Raw genomic sequence first — 19,844 nt, forward strand, 5'->3', positions numbered from 1 at the left:
TATTTGTTACTGATTTGTTATATAAATTGATGCAATATAATTGTCAGTAGTGCTGAGTTCTACTTCTTTACTCAGCATTTTCACTTCAGAAGCAGGGAAAGTAAGAGGAAACAAGGGAGACAATTCTTTACTCAAAACTCAGCACTTAGCACTCAGCACTCAGCACTCAATGAAGCCACCCACCAAACACAGCTAAACCGTAATACTTCCAAGGTACTGCCACTATCTTAAATCCGGCTGTTGCGAGCATTTGTAAATGGGCATTCAAGGATGCGAGTTGGTCTTGATTAGAGTGCCCTTGAGTACTACTAGTGCCGAGTTTAGCGCGAATCTCGATCAAATTAGTTCCTTGTTGAGCAGCCCATTCCTCTCTCGCTGATTTGTAAACTTCTGCTAAAGCTGGAGATTCTGGTAAAACGGGGTCTGCATTCCAAAAACAACCATCTTGGCTCAGGCTAGCAGCAATGCGCTGAAATAACTTCAACTTCATTTCATCTTGAAGGTGGTGAATTGCTAAAGATGAAACACAAGCATCGAATTCGCTGCTAATGTCTAATTCTTGGGGATTGTTTGCCCAATCGCCAAAGTCTGCTTGTATACCAATCCACCGTTGTTGATACCCAGCAGCTGTGATTTTAGCTTGAGCAAATTGCAGCATTCGAGGTGAGTAATCTAAAGCAATTACTTGGGCATCTGGACAACGATTGAGTATTTTAAGACTAACTTCACCTGTACCACAACCTAATTCTAGAATGCGACGACTGGTAGACGGCAGACAACGGGTAATTACCTCCAGCATCTCATCATATCGAGGCAATAGCTGGCGAATGCCTGAGTCAAAATCAGCAGTATTGGCAAATACTTCTCCGGGAAATAGCTGTTGCATATTGCTGGTAACGTGAGTGGACATAATTAAAGATACTTTACAGATTTGACTCTAACTCAACTGTCTAGCGATAATTACCATCGGCAGATACAGCGGTTGAGGCTGGGCGTGAGTTTATCTTGCACAAATTTTGCACAGACTATACGCCAATGTAAGGTATCAACACTTTTAAGACTTATTGCGTAAGTCCTGACTTTACTTGGATGGAAGCGTATGACTAAGTTTATGGAGTCGCTGCGATCGCGTCAGCATCCCTTAATTCACAAACTGGCAAATTGCATTGAAGAAATTTGGCAAGAGTACCTAGATTTATCCCCTTACCAAGTTCCAGAAGATTTAGGCTACGTCGAGGGGTGTCTAGAAGGGGAAAGGTTGGTTATTGAAAATCATTGCTACCAAACACCACAATTTCGCAAGCTTCATCTGGAACTGGCTCAAGTAGGCAATTCGCTGGATATTCTCCACTGCGTGATGTTTCCCAATCCCGAATATGCTCTGCCGATTTTTGGAGCTGATTTGGTGGGAGGACGAGATAATATTAGTGCTGCGATCGCTGATTTGTCTCCCATCGCTGCGGATCGGTCATTACCTAGAAGCTACCGTACTGCACTATCAGTTCTTTCTCCCATAGAGTTTTCTCAACCACGCGCTTTGCCCCAATGGGGTGATATTTTTTCAGAATTTTGTCTATTTGTGCGCCCAATAGGCACTCAGGAAGAAGAGGCTTTTCTCGGACGAATTCGGGAATTTTTAACCTTGCATTGTCAAATTGCTAGTCAAACAACTCCCCTAACTTCGCATCTTGAGGTTGCCAAGGTAATTGCAGGGCAACGAAATTACTGCACAAGACAGCAACAGAATGATAAAACTCGACGAGTTCTAGAAAAATCCTTTGGTTCGGAATGGACAGAACGCTACATGACTACCATGCTTTTTGACTGTGCTGCTTGATTAGGGAGAAGGCAGGCGGACGAAGAAGATGCGGTGACGCGGTGACGCGGTGACGAGGGAGAAATAACCCTTGTACAGACGCGATTAATGAGCCAGCGCGTTGCGGGGGTTCCCCCCGTTGTAGCGACTGGCATCGCGTCTCTCCTGCCTTCTGCCTCCTGCCTTCTGCCTCCTGCCACCTGCCTCCTTTATATTTCTTAATCGAGTTTATTCAGAAAGCTTTTTAAATTGCACAAGATTTGCACAAACAGGTTGGTTTAATCAAAGGAGGTTCAAAAGGCACTGAACTCTTGACTTACGGTCGGGGTTCAGATTCCCTCAAACTCTATGAGTATTGGGAAATTGGTAATCATGGATATCTATCTGAATTCTTGGGCTGTGCAGTGGGTTGCTCTAAATCGGCAAATAGTATCAGGGACTAAGCTCTCCTTGTATTCCCTCAAAGTTTTGTTTATTTATCAATGCTCACAGCTCAATTTCCTGATTAACGCCAGGCTTTGAACCACTCTCAATACTGTTCGGTTAAAGATATAAGGTGACGAAAAAAGGTGAAAATGCTTTTTTTCTTGCTTAAGTTTTTACCTCTTCGGGCTGGAGAAAGGTAAAACGCACACAGCAGGAGTTAGGAAGCAGAATTATTCTCTTTGTTTATCAATATCTCCGTATCAACTTCATCCTTCAAAAGTCGAAAGCTTATTACCTTTAATCGAACCGTTGTTGAAACCAATCTCACTCATGTAAAAATAGGAGATTTTGAAATGCTAGACGCTTTTACTAAAGTAGTTGCTCAAGCAGATGCGCGCGGTGAATACATAAACGATTCTCAACTCGATGCTTTAAAGAATCTGGTGACAGAAGGTAGCAAGCGTTTGGATGTTGTCAACCGCATCACCTCAAACTCATCTGCAATTGTGGCTAATGCAGCACGCGCATTGTTTGCAGAACAACCCCAGTTGATTGCACCGGGTGGTAATGCTTACACTAACCGCCGGATGGCAGCCTGCCTGCGGGATATGGAAATCATCCTGCGCTATGTAACCTACGCTGTGTTTACAGGCGATGGCAGTGTTTTAGACGATCGCTGCTTGAACGGTCTCAAAGAAACTTATTTGGCTTTGGGCGTTCCTGGTGGTTCCGTAGCTACAGGGGTCAGCAAGATGAAAGAAGCTGCGATCGCGATCGCTAATGACCCCAATGGAGTTACCCGTGGTGACTGTAGTTCGTTGATGTCCGAATTGGGCAGCTACTTTGACCGGGCTGCTTCAGCAGTTGCATAGTCAAGAATTTGAGACACTGCCAAGTTAGTCTCACAGACTACTAATCTTTAAAGTTCATAAAATCAACAACCATTTTGCAAGATTTTTGAGAGGTAGATTAACATGAAAACTCCTTTAACAGAAGCAGTATCAACCGCAGATTCTCAAGGACGCTTTCTCAGTTCTACAGAACTTCAAGTTGCTTTTGGTCGCTTCCGTCAAGCGGCTGCTAGCTTGGAAGCTGCTAAAGCACTAAGCGGCAAAGCTCAGAGTTTAGCTAATGGTGCAGCTAACGCGGTGTATCAAAAGTTTCCTTATACTACCAGCACTCAAGGTGCTAACTATGCTTCTACTCAAGCTGGTAAGGACAAATGCGTGCGTGATATTGGCTATTACGTTCGGATAATTACTTACTGTTTAGTTGCAGGTAGCACAGGCCCCCTCGATGATTATCTCATTGGTGGACTGGCTGAAATCAACAAAACCTTTGAGTTATCTCCCAGCTGGTATATTGAAGCGCTAAAGCATGTCAAGGCTAACCACGGTTTGAGCGGCGACCCCGCTGTAGAAGCCAATTCTTACATTGACTACGCCATCAATGCCCTGAGTTAAGGGTTTCTTCTAGCCCAGAACAACAGAATATTGTTGGTGCTACATTTCGTTACATAAGCAATAGTCTGTGGTTCTGGGCATGTTATTTTTCATAATATTAAAGTTAACTAAATTTTAGATTTTAGATTTTGAATTGAATAATGCAAAATTAAGATATCGCTCAAACCTTTACAGAGTGACTAATTTTGATTATGGAATAAATCCACGTACTGTAAATCTAGTAATCCTCATCACAGCGGATTCATGAGTGGCAAAAATCTAAAAATCACAAATCAAAAATCGAAAATTAGTTGACAAAGTAAAACGTACAAGGAGAAGAGCCAGTGGCAATTACAACTGCGGCTTCACGTCTAGGAACTGCTGCTTTTAGCGAAACTAGACCAATTGAACTACGTCCAAATTGGACAGTAGAAGATGGCAAAGCTGTGATTAATGCAGTTTACCGTCAGCTATTGGGTAATGACCATCTGATGGCAGCAGAACGGCTGACAAGTCTTGAATCTCTGCTTTTTAACGGTCAACTTTCTGTACGCGAGTTTGTCCGTGCTGTTGCTAAGTCTGAGTTGTATAAGACTAAGTTCCTTTACCCACATTTCCAAACACGAGTGATTGAACTAAACTTCAAGCACTTGCTGGGACGCTCCCCTTATGATGAATCGGAAGTGATTGAGCATCTAGATCGCTACCAAAATCATGGGTTTGAGGCAGACATTGATTCTTATATTGACTCTGCTGAGTACGACGCAAACTTTGGCGATTACATAGTGCCTTACTATCGCGGTTTTTCAACTCAAACAGGTCAAAAAACCGTTGGGTTTACCCGGATGTTTCGTCTCTACCGAGGCTATGCTAATAGCGATCGCTCTCAGTTAGGAGGAAGCAGTTCCCGTTTAGCGGCTGAACTCGCAAAAAATAGCAGTTCTGCGGTCCTCGCTCCCTCTGGTAGTAATGAAGGTTTTGCTTACCGCCCCTCGGCGCAAGGTGTAGCACCTAACCGTACCTTTGGTAGATCCTCACAAGGTTCCTCTGGTCGTCTCTACCGGATAGAGGTAGCGGGGATTTCTCTACCAAGATATCCTTGGGTTCGTCGCAGCAATAAAGAGTTTATCGTTCCCTACGACCAGTTATCAAACACCCTCCAGCAGATTAATAAGCAGGGAGGTAAAGTAGCAAGTGTGACACTTGCACAATAATTTTATTGACTGTAAGGGCGAATGGCCGTTCGCCCTTACAGTCAGCAGTCAGCAACGAAGCGATTACCAAAATTAAAAACCACCATATTATCTCTACTAGGAGACATTGCCGTTATGCTTGGAAAATCTGCATTAACGAGAGCTTCTAGCTCAACTTCAGATAACCGTATCTTCGTCTATGAAGTGGAAGGATTACGGCAAAGCGATCAGACCGAACAAAACAACTATCCAATTCGCAATAGCAGCACGATTTTGATTCAAGTGCCTTACAACCGCATGAATGAGCAAATGCGTCGCATTTCTCGCTTAGGCGGCAAAATTGTTAACATCCGTCCCCTCACGGAAATTACATCCGACGAAAACTAGTTCAGAGAATTGGGGAGGAGGGGGACGCGGTGAGTATTTGTGAGAAATTCTTCACATTCTCATTTCCCAGTCCCCAGTCCCCAATCACTGATTCTCAATTTGAGAAATTGCCAATTTGGCGAGTCGGCGGATTGATTCGAGTTCGTCGTTGAGGGCAGTTTGCAAAGGTTCAAGCGCACTGCGATCGCCTATTTTGCCGAGGGAAGTCACGGCTGCCCTTCTGACATCACCATCGCTATCTCGCAGCGCCAAAATCAGATGAGGGACTGCGGGAGGATAGTTGAGTTGAGCTAATGCCGCAGCGGCTTCTGTACGAACGACGGCAGTTGGATCGGTCAAAGATGATACCAACACTTTGCATGCACGTTCGTCAGACTGTTCTTGAGCGACATGAGCGATCGCACCCACCGCCGCACACCTGACATCCACAGAATCTGAATTCACCGCTTTATACAAATGCTCTGCCGCTTCCGAACCCATAAATGCTAACGCCCACGCTGCCTGACCTTTAGTATCTTCGGGGTGCTGTGGCGATGCTAAGATGTCTAGCAAGGCTGGCACAGCTGCTTCGCCTGTTCTAGCCAATGCTCCCGCTGCTGAACCTTTGACGACGATATCCTCATCATTTAATAAGGCGTGGAGCAATCCTGACACGGCTGTTGGGTCAGCAATTAGATTTAGAGTTTTAGCAGCAGCTCGCCGCACGACTGGGTTGGGGTGATTAGCCAGCGCTTCTAGTAAGAATGGGGTCGCTGGTTCTCCAATTTCACCGAGCGTTTCTGCAAAACGTAGCCTAACTAGACCTCGTGAATCGCCTAGACCCTCAACCACCATACGCTTTAGGAGTTGTTGGTCATTTGGATCGAAGGTGTCCAACGTGATTTGTTCGCTGACCGTCTCCATCAGGGCATCGTTCTGTGCCTGGGCTAGCAAGATCGGATCGTCTCCAGACTGAGTTTCTAAGTTGAGCGTGTTACTCATCGCAAATTCCCAATTGACCGCTTTGCGGAATTCCAAATTTCAAATTCAAATACCTTCTTGAATTGTTAGGTTTTGAGTTTTTGTTATATCTAAATCTTTATTTCCGCCCTACGGTACTAGTACAACAAAGTAAAAGTAAAAAAGCTTGTTACTTATTTTAGATAGTAGCTTGATTGCAACTGTGACGTACTAGTTACTTGTTGTCATAGCCTGCTGATTGCGAAGTGCTTGGAGTGTGCCATCAATTTTGTTCAAATCAGGCTCTAGTTGGGCGAGTGCTTGTGACTTTTGCATTTTAGCCCGTTGCGCTGCTGCTAAAGTATCGTTGATCAGACGTTCTCGATATTCCTCTAGTTCTGCAATAATCTCTGTCAGTTCTTCAAGGGTTATCGCCTCATCTGTTGCTGTGAGTTCTGATGGTTCAGCCATATCTATTGTTTTTCCTAAATACGATTGCTAAATACTTGTATTAGATTTTCTCAGATTGCGTTACCAGCGGCCAAACCTTTTTCTTGGGGATTGGGAACTGGGGATTTAGGATCGGGGATTGGGTATTAGGTATTAACATAGTGGCTATTGAGAAGAATAAAGAATATTACTGTCTCCAGTCCCCAATACTCAATACTCATTTCAGTTGATGTCGCCAAAATACTCTCTGATGCTGGAAATTTGATTGTTTTTCACATCAAAGGAAATAGCATTGCGTCCTTGAAAAGGCTGGTTGCGAATTGTGCCTTGACTTTCAAACTCAAATGTAACGGTTGTATCGTTACTAGTGATTCGATCTGGTGGACTGAATGTCAGGCGATCGCCTGCTGCTTGCCGCGATCGCACTCTTGCAATAATCTCTTCTTTACCTTCATAACTAAAGGGCTGACCTCGTTGTGTACCAACTGGTAGCGAGAAACTGACATCATCACTAAGCATCTCAATATAAGGCTGAAAATCTCCTGTTGCCCATCCCTGAGCGAGATAGGCGAATGCTTGGCAAGCAGTATCAATATTTGTAGTCTGCATTTTTTAGCGTTAAGAATCGCTGGGATTTTGGGCGATCGCTACTGCTAGTTCTCGATAACGGCGCGGATCGCCTTCTGAAAAGACTAACCGTTCTTGATTGCGGCGAACGTATAGTTTCTCCATAATCAAGTGCCAATCCATAGCGGACAGAGGAGAAGGTTGGTTATCAATAGATTCTTGTTCTCGATCGATTGCTTGGAGTTGTTGCTGTGCCAAAAAGACACGACCGCGAACTGCCCAACTCTTATCGTTTTTCGCCATCTGCTCAAACAGAGTTTGGATTTGCGATCGCCAATCTAAATGAGTTTCACAAATCGCCACTGCTAATGATTGTAAGCCGACGACGGCTGAATATCGCACTACCCATTCTTCATCTTGTTGAGCTACGAATAACAGGGCTTCTAGGGCTTCTTCTTGAGCAATTTCCAATAACTCGTCATTTGGGAACCAGTGCCACTTCATGGTTCCTAAACCCCTAGCAGCCGCACGGCGGACACTTAAAGCAAAATCGGCAGTTGCTGCCCCCAATAAAGTTATTAAGCCTCTGGGATCGCCAATCCCTGCTAAAGCACGAATTGCCCAGGCTCTAGCGGAGTAGTTATGTCGGTCTAATTGCTCTAGCAAGGCGGACACTGCTGGTTCTCCGATTTGTATCAGTCCATCCACAGCGGCAACTGCTGCCCCTGGGTTGTTGTAACCTAAAACTGCAATTAAAGTGGGAACAGCTTCTTCTAAATGAGCCGCTGCTAAGTTTTCTACAGCTTCTAACATTTTGGTAGAAGAGTCTGCTTCTTCCACAGCACGAATCAAAGATTGGAGAGTGGCATTCATGAGGAACAAGTATAAGGGATGAAAAAAATGATTTAAGGGATCGACTATATATAGTTATCCTATAGCAGTTTCCAACGAAGTATCAGGGTAGTACTCAGACAGAATTAATGACATATAGGACTTACGCATGAAGACGAAAAATCAAGTGTTTGGGTCAGGGTGCAAGGATTAATGGGTGAATGCCACTAAGTTAAGCGCAAACCCTTGATATGATTGGCTTGGAGGGTGTGGGGTTGCAGGGTAGGGTGTAGGGAATTAACGAAGATGTTGAATTCTTGGGCGCAATCCAAATTCAATTTTCTTAAACACTACACCCTACCCCCTACACCCTTACACCCATTAATCGAATGGGTGTAAGGGTGTAGGTGAGCAAAACCCTTACACCCATATACGCTTACCTCCCTACACCGAGTCTCAACAGAGAATACTTTGTGCATAAGTCTTAACATAGATATTTTTTGTTCGCTGCTTCCCCTGCTCCCCCTCCTACCTTTCTATTGGTGAAGGTATTGAAATAAAATACAGAGTTAGTTATGAGTAACGAACTATTTTCTTTAGAGTCGTTGCTTTTGTTCTGTATGTCTAAGCGCTCATCTTCTCGGCAATCATTACGAACTCGTAACCATAAATCCAGTTCTACAACGGCAAATCAGCGGCAAGAAAAGCAACAGTTGCTTCAACCCATTTTTGAAAAAGCTTGTGATGCGATCGCCGTCACAGATGATTTAGGTTGTCTGATAGAAATTAATGCTGCTAGTTGCCAACTATTTGGTTTATCCCGTAAAGCTTTAGTAGGGAAGTTGTTAACTGATTTTACAAATGCTGACTTTAACTTTGAACGAGTTCGTTTCAGCGTACAAAACGGTAGCCAGCAGACTGGAGAATTGAATCTGTTGCGTCCCGATGGCATTCGACGAGAGGTTGAGTACACCTTAACCTTGAATGTGGTTCCCCATCGTCATCTCGTCATTTTGCGAGATATTACTGACCGTAAAGAAGCCGCACAAGACGAGTTATGGTGTCAGCGCCAATGGGTCGAGTTGTTTTCTGAAGTCACTTTGAAAATTCGCCAATCGTTGCAGTTAAAAGAAATTCTCCGGGCTACCGTGACAGAAGTGCAACGAATTTTGCAAGCAGATCGGGTGCTAATTTATCAGGTTTTTCCAGATGGAACGGGTAAAGCGATTAGCGAAGCCGTTCTGCCAGAATATCCCCACATTTTAGATTTAGAGTTTCCGGAAGAAGTTTTTCCAGAGGAGTATCAGCAGTTATACGCCCAAGGACGCGTGCGGGCGATCGCAGATGTCCACAATCCCGATGCTGGATTAGCCGATTGTTTGATCGAGTTTATCGACCAATTCGATATCAAAGCCAAATTGATTGTGCCGATTTTACAAAATCTGAATTCCCATCAACAAAATGAATCAAAATCTCAGAATCAGCTTTGGGGATTGTTGATTGCCCATCACTGCGATCGCCCGCGACGGTGGGGGAATTTTGAATTGGAACTGATGCAACAACTAGCAGATCAAATTAGTATAGCTTTGGCTCAGGCACAACTACTAGAAAACTTAGAAGAGATTGTCGAAGTTCGCACCGCCGAACTCAAAGACGTAAATCGCAATCTCCAACAGGAAATCAACGACCGAATGCACGCAGAAGAAGCCTTACGGCGCAGTGAGGAGCAATTGCGCCTGATCGCTAATGCCCTGCCGGTGCTAATTGCTTATGTTGACAAGCAACAAAGATATCGCTTTAACAACCAAGCTTATGAAGATTGGCTCGGACAATCCTTAACCGAGATTCACGGATGTCATCTTCAGGATGTCTGGGGAGAGGACTGCTATCAACGGATGCACAGTCATGTAGAAGCGGCGCTTTCAGGTTATGTCGTCACCTACGAAAACGAAATCGCTTTGAAGAATGGCATTTCTCGCTCGGTTAATATCACCTACATTCCCCATGTAGACGAACAAAACACTGTCAAAGGCTTCTTTTCCCTAGTTAGTGATATTAGCGATCGCAAAGCGATCGAACGCATGAAAGACGAATTCATCTCCGTTGTCAGCCATGAATTGCGGACTCCTCTAACTTCCCTACACAGTGCCCTGAAAATCCTCGTTACGGGACGATTGGGCACTCTGTCAACAGATGGACAGCAAATGTTAGAAATTGCCGATGAAAACACTGAAAGGTTAGTCCGCTTGGTAAACAACGTTCTCGACTTGCAGCGGATCGAGTCGGGCAATTTCAAAATGGAAAAGCAAGCCTGCAATGCCGCAGATTTAATGATTCAAGCTACCGAGGCTATGCAGCCGATGGCCCAACAGCATGGAGTAACTCTGGTAACACAGCCAGTAGACATCCAGATTTGGGCTGATTCAGATTACATCGTGCAAGCACTCACCAATTTACTTAGTAATGCAATCAAATTCTCATCACCTAGCAGGACTGTGTGGTTGACGATTGAGTTCGTGCAACAATCTGAAGTTTTGTTTAGCCTCCGCGATGAGGGACAGGGCATTCCTCAAAGTAAACTCGAAAGTATCTTTGAAAGATTCCAACAAGTTGATTCTTCAGATTCGCGCAAAAAAGGAGGCACAGGTTTAGGGCTTGCTATTTGCCGCAAAATTATCGAACAACACGAGGGTAGAATTTGGGCAGAAAGTACGCTGGGCGAAGGTAGTACCTTCTGTTTCACGTTGCCAGCTTTGCATAGCTAAAAGGCGGGTTGTGATGGCTACAAAACGAGTTTTAATAATTGATGACGAAGAAACTATTCAAACAGTAGTGCAGTTTGGTATCCGCATGGCGGTAGGTTGGGACGTTTTTACCGCTAGTTCGGGGCCTAAAGGCATTCAAACTGCCCAAACTGAACAACCTGACGTAATTCTGCTGGATGTGATGATGCCCGATATGGATGGTATCGCTACTTTTAAAGCACTCCAGTCACATCCAGAAACCGAACACATCCCGGTGATTTTTTTAACCGCTAAAGCACAAACGTCAGAAAAGCGGCAGTTTAATGATTTGGGAGTCAGTGGCGTGATTACCAAACCTTTTAACTCGCTCGATCTACCCGAACAAATTGCCAGGATTCTCCATTGGCAACTTCAAACTTGAACAAAGGCAGGGAGGCGAATGGCACGCTTGTTATCGGCAAATCCGCTATTCATAAGGATGAGCGGGTGTAGGGTGTGGGGTGTGGGGTGTAGTGACGAAGAAGTTTATTAATGTTCGCACTTGTTTTTAATTTTCTTGATTTTTTCCTAGGGACTTCCAGAAATTAAACTATCCAATTTGGAAAGCGAAGACATGAATAGACTTCCTCATACAGAGAGCGCATGTTGTTTTAGTTCGTCTAGGGAAACAACTTCTAAAGCTCTAGCATGGGTAGATGAGAGAACGACGGGTGGAGCAACACCAGCCTCTAGAGCTTCTTGCCAGCGAGAAGCACACAAGCACCAGCGATCGCCTGGTTTGAGACCAGGAAAATTATAATCAGGAGCAGGTGTACTAAGATCGTTACCCCGTGACTTAGTAAAATCAAGAAATTCTGCTGTAACTTGGGCACATATAACGTGCGAACCAAAATCTTGACCGCCTGTACGACACAAGCCGTCGCGGTAATACCCTGTCATTGGAGAAGTGCAGCATACCTCTAGGTTTGTACCAATTACATTTTTAGCTTCTGTCATTGTCAACTCCTTATAGCCAGGGCGCTGTTTTGGCATTCCCATTAATTTTATCGAATAACTTTGTTGGATGGGTTCCTAGCTTGTTTTCAAGAGCGTTCCGCAAGGTAGATCGTGTTTTAGAGATATAACGCACCATTTACGGATTTCCTGGTCATAGCATTGAAGTATTTTTGGGAGTCCTTTCTAATTCTTCTTTGTGTAGAACTACTAAATTTTTCAGTAAATACCGAGAAATTACTTGAAATGGGGAATAATTCCAAAAACTCTATAGTGACGTTTTTATTAACCTCGGTGACAATTTGAGGAAAACAGGAGAGCAATAATGTCTGAAAGTAAATCGAAGTTTTTCATTCCTGCTATTGGTGCTGCCGTAGTTGTAGCAGGTAGTCTGGTTGCTTACATGTATTTAAAAGGGCCTTCTGGAGATAGCTCAGGCGTTCTAGGCAGTGCTAAACTAGTACCTTCTACAGCGCTCATGGCAACTTATATTACCACCGACCCCCAAGCTTGGGCAAAGTTGCAGCAGTTTGGCACTCCAGAAGCACAAAAGTTACTAGCAAAAAGTCTAGAAGATTTTAATAAAAATACGTTTAAAGACAGCAACATCTCTTATGAGAAAGATATCAAGCCTTGGATTGGTGGTGTGATGTTTGCAGTGTTGCCACCAAATGCAGCTAAACCCGCGCAGTTAACAGAGCCTTCTAATCCAGCGAATCCACCCATTACATTACAGCAGGAACCAAAAATTCTGATGGTAGTGGGCATCAAGGACAAAATCAGCGCTTTGAATTTTGCGAAAAGACTAAAGGAACAAAAAAATGTCAAAAGCCAAGAATCTGACTATAAAGGTGAAAAAATTACAGAAACAATCGAAAATGGTAAACCAACATATAGTGCAGTTTTAAATAATAGCCATGTACTATTTGCTCCTGAAAAGCAAACTGTAGAGAATGCTATTGACACTTATAAAGGACAGCCTTCCTTTGCGAGTAAAGAAGGTGCAAGCAATATTTTGAACAAAGGTGTAGATGTAAAAAACACCCTAGCTCAAATTTATATCCCAGACTACGCAGGTATGGTACAGCAATTTATCACAGCAAGCCCTCAAGCAAAGCAAGTGCCTCCACAAACTCTAGCGCAGTTAAAACAGGTAAAATCGATGGCAGCGGCTGTTGGTGTTGATGATGCGGGATTGCGGATGAAAGCGATCGCCAATTTAGATCCGCAACTCAGCAAATTTCAATATGAAACAACTCCTGCCAACATCGTGGGGCAATTTCCTATTGAGACCTTTGCTTTAATTAACGGTAAAGATATCAGTCGTAGCTGGTCAACCATAGTAGAACAGTCCAAAGATTATCCAGAATTACAGCAAGCCCTACAACAGGTGCGCGGACAGCTGCAAACAGTTAATATCGATTTGGATAAAGACATTTTCGGATGGATGAATGGAGAATTTGGTTTTGGTGCTATTCCATCCAATCAAGGTGTATTAGCGAGTGTAGGTTTTGGAGGAGCGTTAATCTTTGATACTAGCGATCGCAAAACAGCAGAAGCCACCTTTACCAAACTGGATACTCTTGCCAAAACCCAAAGAATTAACATCACTCAAAGACAAATTGGTGGTAAAGACGTAACTGAATGGCAAATACCTCAACAAGGAGCCTTATTATCTCACGGTTGGCTCGACCAAGATACTGTGTTTTTAGCGATTGGCGGCCCTGTTGCTGATTCCATTACCGCTGGCAAAAATCAATCTCTGGAAAATAGCGAAACTTTCAAAGCTGTTACTAGTTCTTTGCAAAAACCCAATGGTGGTTACTTCTACTTGGATATGGACAAAGCTGTATCCCTAGTAAGTCGTTTTGCAGCCCAAGGTCAACCCATCCCGCCTGAAACCAGTGCTATCCTCAGTTCGATTCGTGGTGTTAGTGCAACTGCTACTAGTCCTGACAAATCCACCAGTGAATTGGAGATGTTGTTGGCTTTGAAACCCAGTACTACTAAGTAGACATCTGGTGAAATAATGTAAGGGCGAACGGCCGTTCGCCTCTACGCGTGTACTTCATTTACCTGAAAAACGCTGTAAGTCTTCCATTTTTCCCTTTTCTTTTTTAACTTGTAATTCTTTTTAAATCTTGTAAAACTGCAACGGCTGATTGATAGCGATCGCTAAAATGATAGCGCACCATTTTATCTAAAATTACGGCTAATTCTTGATTAATTTGTGTTTGTTGCCAAATGATATTACCTGTCTCTGGATCTGGGTGGAGTTCTTGGGGTGTTATGCCGGTAATGGCTTGAATTCCCATCACTCCCAAAGCATAAATATCGCTAGATAAACGAGGATGGCCAGCCATTTGCTCTGGCGGTGCATAACCCCGCGTTCCAATGGCGATTGTTGCTAATTCTGTTTGTTCGCTAGTCGGTGGTTGCATCAACTTCACTGCACCAAAATCAATTAACACGAGCCGATTATCTAGAACAGAGCGAATAATATTAGTTGGTTTGATATCCCGATGAATTACGCGATGCTCGTGAACAAATGCCAGAACTTCTAAAACTCCTTTGAGCATATCAATAACAAAAGATTCATTCTGTACGCCTTGCACGGGTGGTAATTCTTCACCTAAAGTATGTCCGGGAATATATTCTTCAACTAAATAGAATTCCTCATTATCTTCAAAATAAGCTAACAATGCAGGAATTTGATGGTGTTTACCCAAAGCTTCTAAAATTTCGGCTTCAGTATTAAATAACCTTCTAGCAACTTGTAAAAATTTTGGATCTCTACGTGCTGGCATTAACTGTTTAACTACACAACTAGGATTACCTGGCCTTTGAGTATCTTGTGCTAAATAAGTACGACCAAATCCGCCAGCACCTAGAACTTGAGATATTTGGTAGCGTCCACCTAAAAGCAAATCGCCAGTCTTTTTTTCTGGCGTTGTGATTGTCGATGTTGTGTGAAAATGTAAGTCGCGAATTACAGTAGTGTCTGTGGTATTTGTAGTTTCTTTTAAGAGGGTATTTAACTGAGCGATCGCTTCTTGTTGTTGTTCGACTTGCAGGATAATTGCTTTAGTTTGCTGTTGAGTCTGATAAGTGGTATGAGCCATGACAATAACACCACTCACAACTAAGGCTATGGCTGGGGGAATTAGCGGTATCCATCCAGCTTGGAGAAACAAAGCAGTACATATCCCCACTAAGCTAGCTAAAGTTATACCTCCAGCTGCTAGCAGCAATAAAGGATGTCGTAATTGCCAAGCTAAAACACTACCTACCAGCGACCAACCCCACATCCACAAAAGTTCAACCCAGTCACTCCAGTACCAAATTAAAGGTCTTTTATCCAGCACTGTACTAAGAAGCTGACTTGCGATCTCTGCATGTATAAATAGTGCAGGCATTCTAGCTGGTTGTTCTGGTGAAGCGCTATAAGGTGTATATAACCCAGGATGCAGACTTGCAGCAGTTGTGCCAATAATTACGAGTCGGTCTTTCACCCAGTTAGGGTTGAGTTGATTGTTGAGGACTTGTGTAAGAGTTACTGTTTGAGCTAGGCGATCTGGATGACGATAATTTAAAAGTATTTGATAACCAGCCGTATCCAAACCTTCGTAGCTACCAGAATTTGCTTTGAGGGTTTGGAAGTAGGTTTTACCTAAATAAAAATTGTGTTGATCGGGAAAATCTATTTCTAAACCTTGTTTTTCTAAATAATTAATTGCTAATAAAGCAGCAAAGGAAAATGTAGTTTTACATTTGCTGTCTGTAGAATGAGCAAATAATAAACTACGGCGAACTATTTGGTCTTCTTGGTTATCGGGAATCAAATCGTTATAGCCGACATTGTCTATAGAAAAATTAGGTGGTGGGGGAATTTCCGATCTGCCCATGCTGCTTAATAAGCAAGTGCCAACGATGTTGTTTTGATTCTTCAGCCCAGCAGCAAAGTTGTTTTGCTCTGGACGGTAAATATTTAGACCAATGACGCGAGGTTGATAAGACTCTAATTTTGCTAATAGCTGATTGATTTTAGTATCAGACAAGGGCCATTTTTGTTGCGCTATATCTTCTTCAGTAATTGTTACCAGTAAAATCCGCCCGTCTGGAGGTTCCGCAGGACGCGATCGCAGCATTCCGTCGTAAACTTTTAATTCCCAAGACTGCAACCATTTGAGTTCCCGAACGCCCCATACCAAAGCAGTCACACTCAAACTTGTAGCCAAAATCGGCAACCAATTTTTGTTTGCAGAAGTGACACGAGAACTCTTATTTTTTACCAACGCGGCTCGGAGTCGTTCTAATATTCCATTAATCACAGCGTTGCAGCGGTAGCCTGGATTTGATAAATGTTGCCAATTACAACAAAAGTACCGGACTGAGGATTAAAGGCAATTTAATCCAAGTTGTACTTAATTTAGCAGTTTACCGGGTTTTTTGAGGCGATCGCTATCACCAAAATACCGCAAGCAAAAAAGGGGAAGAAAGCCTTTCGTGCGGCTGAGAGTTTTTCCCTAAACCCCCACATCTACGTTATGGCTATTTCACGTTTTCTTCGTGCCATTCGGCTCAGACACCTCTTCATTGCTAGCAAAATCTGCTATTTTATCTTTCGGTATAAAATCAGCCAGAGTAACCATAGGCAGTTTGCAAGACAAACAAGATGAGTGCGATTGCCATTGTACAGTTGAAATATTCAAGTCTTTGATTAAACCAGTCTGGATATCCAATACCCAGCCATGAACTGTAGGCGCATCTTTTTCATAGAGTACCTTACGCATGATAGAAGTTTGGTAAAGATTTTTAACTTGTGCCAGAACGTTAATTTCTGCTAAACGATTCAAACGTTCTTCTCTGGTTGGTAAAGTATCAATTTCGTCTTGTTTCTGTAAATAGAGTTCCCGAATAGGATTTACCCAATTATCAATTATTCCAGTTGTTTTTCCTTCTAAAGCTGCTGTAATTCCACCGCAGCCGTAGTGACCGCAAACGATAATGTGTTTAACTTTAAGATGAGTAATTGCGTACTCTAAAACAGCTAATAAGTTAATATCTGTGAGAGAAACTTGATTCGCAATATTACGATGTACAAATAACTCTCCGGGTTCTGTACGGGTAAAGTTTGTCAAAGGCAGACGACTGTCAGAACAACCAATGTAGAGAAAAGGTGGTGTTTGTCCTGTTGCCAACTCTTCAAAATAATTTGGGTCTAAAGCCAGTTTTTCTACAACCCAAGCCTGATTATTTCGGAGTAGTTCATCAATGCTGTGATATTTCATTAGTATTCCATTCATTCTCTCAATATATATTCTATTTATTTTACATTTTCAAAAATATTGAATAAATCTGAAGTAATCTGGAACTATGAAACTTTGTATTCATTCAGCTATTAATTATTCTCTGCCTGCTTGTGTGCTGCCTTCTCCTGAAGCAAATTGTTATATTTTAAAAAGTTACTCTATACTGTCAAATTAGAGTTGAGAGTGAAAAGGAGAGTTGAAAACAATGAAAGAAGATGCTATTGCGATCGCTGGTTTTCACGCTCATATCTACTACGATCCTGCAAGTCGAGATGCGGCTGCGCGTGTACGCGAAGAATTGGGGGCTAGGTTTGAGGTACAACTTGGACGTTGGCACGATCTTCCCATCGGACCACATCCAAAAGCAATGTATCAAGTGGCATTTTCACCAAATCAATTTGCCAACGTCATCCCTTGGTTAATGTTGAATCGTGAGGGATTAGATGTTTTGGTTCACCCTGAGACAGGCAATGCTTTTGCAGATCATACCAAACATGCTCTGTGGTTGGGAGAAAAGCTAGAAGTAAATGTTGAGTTCCTGCGGCGGATTGGAACGACTTAATAAAATATGAGTTTGAAATTACACATTAGCTTGCATTATTAATGCATAGGTCTGCAATTAAATTGCATTGGCTTGCATTGGTAATGCATTGGCTTAGATTGTTAATGCATCGCCTTGCATTCGTAATGCATTGCCTTGCATTCGCAATGCATCGACTTGCATTGTTAATGCATTGGCTGGCAATAATGAATTTATGCTTTGTTTAACCTTGTTTGAGCTAATAAATCTCTTAAGAGCATAAAATATAAGGATTTTCAACTGAAATGGGTTCACTTCTCCACATACAAGATCGGAGAATAAACAAATTGGTGCAGATCGTGAATAACAATAATCGGTGGGTTTCGTGGTTGAGTTGGGGTCTGGTTGCGGTATATGCGGTGTTCTGGTTGGTGTGGTGGATATACTTTCGTCCTCTCCTCCACGAGAATCCCTGGCGGAGCCTCGGATTGCATGTCTTGGTTTTGCTAGGATGCATCTTGTTGTGGATTAGTAACTATTACAGTAGAAATGTCCTTGGTCGTCGTTGGCGGTTCTGGTTGTGTTCGGTCATTGTTGGCTTTAACATTCCAAGCGTTATCGGAGATATCCTTCACATCAATCATGTGAGGACTTTATCACCATTGTGGGAAAATACTCTTTTGAGCTTTGGACTGTTGACGACCATTGGGTTAGGCTTCCTTGCCCAAAGAGGAAGATAAATGGCATTTGGCAGCTTGCTCAATTAAAATAACGTGAGTTCGACGGATAGAAAAGCCCAAAAAGGTTGCTAGATAGGAATTTGCTTAACTGGGCAGGCGAAGTGCGATTGCCAACAGTAGTAACTGTACCTCATATCATCGGAAACTGCTGTAACTTAATTTTTTTATTAAAGATAAATATACTGCCTTTAAATTGATACAAATATCTTACTTGCTATATAAGTTCAACCAAGCTATGGAGTTTTCAGTTGTCTAATTTCAGTGAATTGATTGGCATTTTTGAACGTATTGCTAAAAGTGAAGCAGTACAAACTGATATATCAAATGACATTAGTACACTAACGAATCTTGGAGTAGCAGCAGATGATATACAGAAATTCACATCAATATTAAATGCAGATAGGCAGCAAGTCTTTCAAATTGTCTTTCAATTAGGAAAATATAATTCCAACATGGGACAAGCCAAAGGTAATCAATTCGATATCCACGAAGGCATAAGTTCAGAAGGAATCAAGGAAGTTTTGCGAGAAGTATTACAAGAGGTTTTTAGTAATACAAGTATTGGTATATCAGCTAAAAATTTACCAGCAGTTGATTATGAGATAAGTGAAAAGCTAGAAGGCAAAACTTCAGAAATATTTCAATATTCACATACATCAGAACTGCCAGCTATTTCAACCTTTTATTTTGAAACGGTAACAGTAGGTAAGCAGGGAAACATTACTAGACGTTATATTAAACAAACAGAATACTTTGTAGAAAATTTGAACAATGGTGTTGAACTAGAAATGGTTTCTATACCTGGTGGTTCATTTACTATGGGAGCATCTAAAGATGAATCTGGAACAGTAGAATTCTCTGGCATGGTTTCTGGGTCGGTAGTTATTTCCCAGTAACTTATGGCTCTCTTTTTACCATAAATTATTTCCCTAATGTATCTAGTTTCTGATTTTTGGTTGCTAAATGTTCTCTCAAACTTACACCATTTATTCGCCCTAACGCTCTGCCCTGAAGGAAGCCAGACTCCGTGATTAGTTCTAATTGCTACTACATAGGCTAAGTTATATTCACCCAGTTTTCTTAGAAATTGGCTACTTTCACCCTTCGGGTTCGCAGTCGCTTCAAGTCGGCAAAGCCGCCCAACGCGCTGCTCACCATATAAACTATCTGCCAGTACCAGTTCAATCTGAAAGCCCTCTTCAATTAGCTCTGTAATAATTTCTGACGCTAATTCTATTTTGGTTTTATATTTATCTCCTTCTTTTAGTGTTCCTTTTGGTTTGAATACTTTTACCATTAATGGAAAGGTTATATTCGAGTAAACTCCATAGGCATTGACTGAAACTATTCCATTATCGATTTTTCCTACACTACCTAAATATTGTCTCGCTACATAATCGGTCTTTTTACCTTTTTTCCTGTCTCCTGTTTCATCTATTACTACTGTAATCTTATTGCCATCTAATGCTTTCTTTAATTCTTTT

General features: G+C 42.4%; 19 protein-coding genes and 1 pseudogene. 11 read left to right on the forward strand and 9 right to left on the reverse strand.

From position 1 onward, the window contains the following. Positions 1–166: 166 nt before the first annotated feature. Positions 167–886, reverse strand: a complete 720-nt coding sequence (locus tag I8752_RS05640) for a class I SAM-dependent methyltransferase (RefSeq protein ID WP_214431368.1) — start codon at positions 884–886, stop codon at positions 167–169. 213 nt (positions 887–1,099) lie between these two features. Here I8752_RS05640 and I8752_RS05645 point away from each other — a divergent pair, with 213 nt between their 5' ends. The 5 genes from I8752_RS05645 (at position 1,100) to I8752_RS05665 (ending at position 5,264) form a co-directional block, all read left to right on the forward strand. Further along, positions 1,100–1,837 (forward strand): phycocyanobilin:ferredoxin oxidoreductase, encoded by a 738-nt coding sequence (locus I8752_RS05645; protein ID WP_225895461.1) that lies wholly within the window; start codon positions 1,100–1,102, stop codon positions 1,835–1,837. A 758-nt stretch (positions 1,838–2,595) separates the two neighbouring features. Further along, a complete protein-coding gene (locus I8752_RS05650) occupies positions 2,596–3,114 on the forward strand; it encodes a phycocyanin subunit beta (protein ID WP_214431349.1) in 519 nt (172 codons plus the stop codon). A 102-nt stretch (positions 3,115–3,216) separates the two neighbouring features. Further along, a complete protein-coding gene (gene cpcA / locus I8752_RS05655) occupies positions 3,217–3,705 on the forward strand; it encodes a phycocyanin subunit alpha (protein WP_214431350.1) in 489 nt (162 codons plus the stop codon). Positions 3,706–4,028: 323 nt separating this feature from the next. Further along, positions 4,029–4,898, forward strand: a complete 870-nt coding sequence (locus tag I8752_RS05660; protein WP_214431351.1) for a phycobilisome rod-core linker polypeptide — start codon at positions 4,029–4,031, stop codon at positions 4,896–4,898. Positions 4,899–4,919: 21 nt separating this feature from the next. After that, positions 4,920–5,264, forward strand: a complete 345-nt coding sequence (locus I8752_RS05665) for a phycobilisome linker polypeptide (RefSeq protein WP_225895462.1) — start codon at positions 4,920–4,922, stop codon at positions 5,262–5,264. Between the two features lie 84 nt (positions 5,265–5,348). Here the strand turns inward: I8752_RS05665 and I8752_RS05670 are convergent, their stop codons facing one another. From I8752_RS05670 to I8752_RS05685, 4 genes are all read right to left on the reverse strand, one after another. Continuing rightward, the gene (locus I8752_RS05670) at positions 5,349–6,245 is read right to left on the reverse strand and encodes a HEAT repeat domain-containing protein (protein WP_214431352.1); all 897 of its coding nucleotides are present in this window, start codon (positions 6,243–6,245) and stop codon (positions 5,349–5,351) included. A 189-nt stretch (positions 6,246–6,434) separates the two neighbouring features. Beyond that, positions 6,435–6,674, reverse strand: coding sequence for a hypothetical protein (locus I8752_RS05675; RefSeq protein ID WP_214431353.1), 240 nt, complete (start codon positions 6,672–6,674; stop codon positions 6,435–6,437). Between the two features lie 201 nt (positions 6,675–6,875). Continuing rightward, entirely contained in the window at positions 6,876–7,262 is a 387-nt protein-coding gene (locus I8752_RS05680; RefSeq protein ID WP_214431354.1) for a nuclear transport factor 2 family protein, read from the reverse strand. Between the two features lie 9 nt (positions 7,263–7,271). After that, positions 7,272–8,093, reverse strand: coding sequence for a HEAT repeat domain-containing protein (locus I8752_RS05685; RefSeq protein WP_214431355.1), 822 nt, complete (start codon positions 8,091–8,093; stop codon positions 7,272–7,274). A 533-nt stretch (positions 8,094–8,626) separates the two neighbouring features. Here I8752_RS05685 and I8752_RS05690 point away from each other — a divergent pair. Continuing rightward, complete coding sequence (locus tag I8752_RS05690) at positions 8,627–10,816, forward strand: ATP-binding protein (RefSeq protein ID WP_225895463.1); 2,190 nt, start codon at positions 8,627–8,629, stop codon at positions 10,814–10,816. A gap of 13 nt (positions 10,817–10,829) precedes the next feature. Continuing rightward, positions 10,830–11,216: a response regulator gene (locus I8752_RS05695; protein ID WP_214431356.1), complete on the forward strand. Its 387-nt coding sequence runs from the start codon at positions 10,830–10,832 to the stop codon at positions 11,214–11,216. A 206-nt stretch (positions 11,217–11,422) separates the two neighbouring features. Here I8752_RS05695 and I8752_RS05700 read toward each other — a convergent pair whose 3' ends face one another. Further along, complete coding sequence (locus I8752_RS05700; RefSeq protein ID WP_214431357.1) at positions 11,423–11,791, reverse strand: DUF2237 family protein; 369 nt, start codon at positions 11,789–11,791, stop codon at positions 11,423–11,425. A gap of 322 nt (positions 11,792–12,113) precedes the next feature. Here I8752_RS05700 and I8752_RS05705 point away from each other — a divergent pair, with 322 nt between their 5' ends. Next, entirely contained in the window at positions 12,114–13,802 is a 1,689-nt protein-coding gene (locus I8752_RS05705; RefSeq protein ID WP_214431358.1) for a DUF3352 domain-containing protein, read from the forward strand. Positions 13,803–13,905: 103 nt separating this feature from the next. On the opposite strand, the gene I8752_RS05710 is transcribed toward I8752_RS05705, so the two are convergent. Beyond that, positions 13,906–16,119: a CHASE2 domain-containing protein gene (locus I8752_RS05710; protein WP_214431359.1), complete on the reverse strand. Its 2,214-nt coding sequence runs from the start codon at positions 16,117–16,119 to the stop codon at positions 13,906–13,908. A 225-nt stretch (positions 16,120–16,344) separates the two neighbouring features. After that, entirely contained in the window at positions 16,345–17,079 is a 735-nt protein-coding gene (locus I8752_RS05715; protein ID WP_214431360.1) for a carbonic anhydrase, read from the reverse strand. A gap of 226 nt (positions 17,080–17,305) precedes the next feature. Here I8752_RS05715 and I8752_RS05720 point away from each other — a divergent pair, with 226 nt between their 5' ends. The 3 genes from I8752_RS05720 (at position 17,306) to I8752_RS05730 (ending at position 19,256) form a co-directional block, all read left to right on the forward strand. Then, the gene (locus tag I8752_RS05720; protein WP_214431361.1) at positions 17,306–17,662 is read left to right on the forward strand and encodes a DOPA 4,5-dioxygenase family protein; all 357 of its coding nucleotides are present in this window, start codon (positions 17,306–17,308) and stop codon (positions 17,660–17,662) included. 317 nt (positions 17,663–17,979) lie between these two features. After that, on the forward strand, positions 17,980–18,360 hold the full coding sequence (locus tag I8752_RS05725; protein WP_214431362.1) for a hypothetical protein: 381 nt from the start codon (positions 17,980–17,982) through the stop codon (positions 18,358–18,360). 266 nt (positions 18,361–18,626) lie between these two features. Further along, positions 18,627–19,256: a hypothetical protein gene (locus I8752_RS05730; protein ID WP_225895466.1), complete on the forward strand. Its 630-nt coding sequence runs from the start codon at positions 18,627–18,629 to the stop codon at positions 19,254–19,256. On the opposite strand, the pseudogene I8752_RS05735 reads toward I8752_RS05730, so the two are convergent. Then, a pseudogene (locus I8752_RS05735) lies at positions 19,208–19,844 on the reverse strand (transposase); the annotation flags it as partial. The gene I8752_RS05730 and the pseudogene I8752_RS05735 overlap by 49 nt on opposite strands.

This window comes from Dendronalium phyllosphericum CENA369 (genome assembly GCF_016056275.1).
GTDB lineage: Bacteria > Cyanobacteriota > Cyanobacteriia > Cyanobacteriales > Nostocaceae > Dendronalium > Dendronalium phyllosphericum.

Bases quoted from the DNA above. Each gene is read 5' to 3' on its own strand.
- I8752_RS05670 (WP_214431352.1), bottom strand. From the start codon at position 6,245: ATGAGTAACACGCTCAACTTAGAAACTCAGTCTGGAGACGATCCGATC.
- I8752_RS05675 (WP_214431353.1), bottom strand. From the start codon at position 6,674: ATGGCTGAACCATCAGAACTCACAGCAACAGATGAGGCGATAACCCTT.
- I8752_RS05680 (WP_214431354.1), bottom strand. From the start codon at position 7,262: ATGCAGACTACAAATATTGATACTGCTTGCCAAGCATTCGCCTATCTC.
- cpcA (WP_214431350.1), top strand. From the start codon at position 3,217: ATGAAAACTCCTTTAACAGAAGCAGTATCAACCGCAGATTCTCAAGGA.
- I8752_RS05690 (WP_225895463.1), top strand. From the start codon at position 8,627: ATGAGTAACGAACTATTTTCTTTAGAGTCGTTGCTTTTGTTCTGTATG.
- I8752_RS05645 (WP_225895461.1), top strand. From the start codon at position 1,100: ATGACTAAGTTTATGGAGTCGCTGCGATCGCGTCAGCATCCCTTAATT.
- I8752_RS05695 (WP_214431356.1), top strand. From the start codon at position 10,830: ATGGCTACAAAACGAGTTTTAATAATTGATGACGAAGAAACTATTCAA.
- I8752_RS05665 (WP_225895462.1), top strand. From the start codon at position 4,920: ATGGCCGTTCGCCCTTACAGTCAGCAGTCAGCAACGAAGCGATTACCA.
- I8752_RS05720 (WP_214431361.1), top strand. From the start codon at position 17,306: ATGAAAGAAGATGCTATTGCGATCGCTGGTTTTCACGCTCATATCTAC.
- I8752_RS05705 (WP_214431358.1), top strand. From the start codon at position 12,114: ATGTCTGAAAGTAAATCGAAGTTTTTCATTCCTGCTATTGGTGCTGCC.
- I8752_RS05640 (WP_214431368.1), bottom strand. From the start codon at position 886: ATGCAACAGCTATTTCCCGGAGAAGTATTTGCCAATACTGCTGATTTT.
- I8752_RS05685 (WP_214431355.1), bottom strand. From the start codon at position 8,093: ATGAATGCCACTCTCCAATCTTTGATTCGTGCTGTGGAAGAAGCAGAC.
- I8752_RS05715 (WP_214431360.1), bottom strand. From the start codon at position 17,079: ATGAAATATCACAGCATTGATGAACTACTCCGAAATAATCAGGCTTGG.
- I8752_RS05700 (WP_214431357.1), bottom strand. From the start codon at position 11,791: ATGACAGAAGCTAAAAATGTAATTGGTACAAACCTAGAGGTATGCTGC.
- I8752_RS05650 (WP_214431349.1), top strand. From the start codon at position 2,596: ATGCTAGACGCTTTTACTAAAGTAGTTGCTCAAGCAGATGCGCGCGGT.